General features: G+C 73.5%; 5 protein-coding genes and 1 pseudogene. 2 read left to right on the forward strand and 4 right to left on the reverse strand.

What is annotated here, in order from left to right; all coding sequences use genetic code 11:
* Window positions 1-181, forward strand: a pseudogene (locus CCN39_RS50495) (hypothetical protein); the annotation flags it as partial.
* Between the two features lie 203 nt (window positions 182-384).
* A complete protein-coding gene (locus tag CCN39_RS46875) occupies window positions 385-690 on the forward strand; it encodes a hypothetical protein (RefSeq protein ID WP_086853570.1) in 306 nt (101 codons plus the stop codon).
* Window positions 691-747: 57 nt separating this feature from the next.
* Here CCN39_RS46875 and CCN39_RS46880 read toward each other — a convergent pair whose 3' ends face one another.
* The 4 genes from CCN39_RS46880 to CCN39_RS46895 all read right to left on the reverse strand — a co-directional run.
* On the reverse strand, window positions 748-1,233 hold the full coding sequence (locus tag CCN39_RS46880; protein ID WP_244211335.1) for a GNAT family N-acetyltransferase: 486 nt from the start codon (window positions 1,231-1,233) through the stop codon (window positions 748-750).
* Complete coding sequence (locus tag CCN39_RS46885) at window positions 1,230-1,973, reverse strand: SIR2 family NAD-dependent protein deacylase (protein ID WP_086853571.1); 744 nt, start codon at window positions 1,971-1,973, stop codon at window positions 1,230-1,232. The genes CCN39_RS46880 and CCN39_RS46885 overlap by 4 nt, the downstream gene beginning before the upstream one ends.
* Window positions 1,974-2,027: 54 nt before the next feature.
* The gene (locus tag CCN39_RS46890; RefSeq protein WP_086853572.1) at window positions 2,028-2,222 is read right to left on the reverse strand and encodes a ferredoxin; all 195 of its coding nucleotides are present in this window, start codon (window positions 2,220-2,222) and stop codon (window positions 2,028-2,030) included.
* Window positions 2,219-3,183 (reverse strand): NADH-ubiquinone oxidoreductase-F iron-sulfur binding region domain-containing protein (locus CCN39_RS46895; RefSeq protein WP_086853573.1); only part of this gene is annotated, 965 nt, incomplete at its 5' end. The genes CCN39_RS46890 and CCN39_RS46895, both read right to left, overlap by 4 nt.

Consider the following 3,183-nt stretch of genomic DNA (forward strand, 5'->3'; position numbering starts at 1 on the left):
CGGCGGGATCGGCGGCTCCGGGACGCAGCCGGGCACCAGCGAAGCCGCGTCGCTCGAACCCGCCGCCGTGACCCACGAAACGCCGTCGCCGGCCGGGCCGCCGCCGACGAAATCGGGCAAGCCCCCGAAGACCGATCCGCCCGGCAAGACCAAGGGCAAGGGTCCCGGCCACGAGTCCTGAGCGGGACCTCCGGCGCGCGAATCCGGGACCAACGGCCCTAGTGCCGAAAAGGACCAAGAATGGCCGGTAATTCGATTCAGTGAATTGGGACTCGAACCAATAACGACAGGTAACCGGAGCCGGGTCCAGCCCGACTCACTGCACGGTGCCGCCGCCGGGAATCCTCTCCCGGCTGGTTCGACGAAACAGTTCCGGAGGTCTGGATGAGCGTCCACACTGCCCTCGCGCAGCCGGTTTTCCGCACACCGAGCGGCCGGCACGCCAAGCCCCGTCCCGCGTGGCCGCGGGTCGCCGGCCGGGCAGTCTTCCTGGTCTCCGCGCTGATCTGCGCCGGTACCGTCTTCCTCCTCGGGTGGCCGCCCGTGCTGCTGGTGGTGCCCGCCGCCGCGTTCGTGCTGCTGGTCGCGAGCGTGGCGAAACTGCGGAGCGCGAGCCGGAAGATCGACACCATCCTCGCCGAAGAACTGCCGGATGTTCCCGGGAATCCGACGGATCAAGAGAGCGCGTAGAAGTCCTCGGGCACGGCGACGGCGGCGAAAGCATTGCAGGCCGGTTCGGCTAGCAGGTCACCGCAGGTCCAGCCACATGATGCGCAGCCCGACGTCCCCGGCGGCCGGGTGGCGGAACGCGCCGGGTGCCGTTCCGAGCGTCACGAACCCCAAGCTCTCGTACAACCGGACCGCGGCCACGTTCACGTCGACGACCGCGTTGAACTGAATCGCCGCGAACCCGCTCCGCCGGGCCCATTCGATCAGGTCCGTCGTGAGCGCCCGGCCCACCCCCGCGCCACGCGCCTCCTTCGCCACCATCAGACTGCCGGAAGCGACGTGGCTGCCCGGCCCCGGGCGGTTGGCGTACATGTTCGCCGTGCCCGTCACCCGGTCGCCGTCGAGGGCGACGACCACGCGGGCCGGCGGGTCGCGCAGCCACATCTCCCGGGCGTCGCGCTCGGTCATCGCCGGGTCGTAGGGGAACGTCCGCTGCTCGGTGACGACGTCGTGGATGATCGGCCAGATCGCGGGCCAGTCGTCCTCGCGGGCTTCGCGGATCACCGGTTCACCGCCGCGCAGAGTTCCGGGACGACGGCCTCGATGTCGTCCCGCAGCACGAAAGCGGCATCGTCGTCGTACGGCGTCGGGTCGCGGTTGACGACGACCAGCGTCGCCCCGGCCCGCACCGCGACCGTGCACAGCGACGCCGCCGGCTCCACCTGCAGCGAGCTGCCGATCGCGAGGAACAGCCCGCTCGCCGCCGCGATGTTCCTGGCCCGGCCGAGGACTTCGCCGTCCAGCGTCTGTCCGAAGAGGACAACGTCGAGCTTCAGGATCCCGCCGCAGCGCGGGCACGGCGGGTCGTCGTCGCCCGCCGCCAGGACCTCCGTGGTCGGGAATCCGGCCGCGCAGCCGGTGCACCGCGTGGTGTGCATGCTGCCGTGCAGCTCGAGGACCTTGCGCGCGGCTAGGCCGGCGCGCTGGTGCAGGCCGTCGACGTTCTGGGTGAGCACCCGGACGGCGACGCCCGCGTGGTCGAGCTCGGCCAGCGCGCGATGGGCTGCGTTCGGCTCGGCGCGCCAAGCGGCGTGTCCCCGGTACGTGCGCCAGAACTCGCGGCGCACCTCGGTGTCGGCCATGAAGTTCTCGAGCGTGAAGGCGTTCACGGCACTCGGTGTGCGCGTCCAGACGCCTTCGGGGCCCCGGTAGTCGGGAATCCCGGACGCGGTGGAAATGCCCGCGCCGGTCAGCGCGGCGACCCGCCGGGCCCCGCGGATCCGGTCGATGAGCTCGCCGTCCATGACGCCGGAGGCTAACGGCTCGGTCGCGGCGGCACGACCGGATTATCGTGTCCCTCAGTCCTTCCGCAGCCGCAACGCCAGCGCCGGGCAGGCAGCCGCCGCGCGCCGGGCCTCCGCCCCCAGTTCCGCCGGCACCGGGCCCGGCGCCACCACCGGGTAGCCCCACTCGTCGAGCCGCACCAGCTCCGGCAGCAGGTCGGCGCACAAGCCGTGCGCGCGGCACCCGATCGGGTCCACCGTCACCTTCATGCGACACCCGCCGGGATCCGGCACCGGCCGCCGGCCTGGTGAGCGTGGACGTCGGCGCCGAAGACCCGCAACGCGCTCGCCGCGAGGCGGGCCGCGCCGTCCGGGTGGGCGCACGCGCCGCGGCCGGTCAGCAGCGGGAGGCGGCGGGCCAGCCGGGCCGTCGCGGGACCGCCGTGGACCAGCTCCGCGAAGTCCGCCGCGATCGACGGCAGGCCGAACGTGCACGGCCCGCACTGCCGCGCCGACTCCGCCGCCAGGAACGCCAGCACCTTCGCCGTGTACTCCAGCCCGCAGTCACGCGCCGGGAGCGCGTAGACCGTCGCGAGCCCGGACAGGCCGCCACCGAGGTCCGCGGTCCACGTTCCGCCGGCGAGCACCGCCTGCACCGGCTCCGCTTCCCCGCCCGCCGCGGCCAGCACGCCGGCCAAGGACGTCCCCGCGGCCACTTCCACGACACCGGGCCGCGGTACCGCGCCGGTCACCGTGACGAGCTCGGTCCGGGACGCGCGGTAGTGGTGCGGCCCCAGCAGGACCACCGACGCCAGTTGCGCCAGAGTCTCCACATTGGACACGAGGGTGGGCCGCCCGCGCACGCCGCGTTCGGCGGGCCGGGGTCGTTTGCCGAGCGGCCGCGCGTCCCCCGACGTCAGGTACCGGACGAGTGCGGTCTCCTCGCTGGCGACGTAGCGGCGCGGGACCTCCGCGACCCGCACCGGCGCCCGGTCTTCCCGCTCGGCGAGCGCCGCGGCGACGCTCGGCAGCGCCGGGCTGCCCGCGTGCACGCAGAGCACGGCCTCGGTAGCGCCGATGGCGTGTGCGGCGAGCTGCAGGCCGTCGAGGACGAGGTGCGGCGAAAGGGTGAGCAGCGCAACGTCTTTCTGGCTCAGGGGATCGCCTTCGCACCCGTTCGCGACGACGATCGAGCGGTTCGAGCGGGCCGCGCGCAGCTTGACCGCCGTCG

The sequence above is a fragment of the Amycolatopsis kentuckyensis genome, assembly GCF_002155975.1.
GTDB classification, from domain to species: Bacteria; Actinomycetota; Actinomycetes; order Mycobacteriales; family Pseudonocardiaceae; genus Amycolatopsis; species Amycolatopsis kentuckyensis.

What these genes read in the sequence shown, in the direction of transcription:
- CCN39_RS46875 (WP_086853570.1), top strand. Translation starts at nt 385, where the DNA reads ATGAGCGTCCACACTGCCCTCGCGCAGCCGGTTTTCCGCACACCGAGC.
- CCN39_RS46885 (WP_086853571.1), bottom strand. Translation starts at nt 1,973, where the DNA reads ATGGACGGCGAGCTCATCGACCGGATCCGCGGGGCCCGGCGGGTCGCC.
- CCN39_RS46890 (WP_086853572.1), bottom strand. Translation starts at nt 2,222, where the DNA reads ATGAAGGTGACGGTGGACCCGATCGGGTGCCGCGCGCACGGCTTGTGC.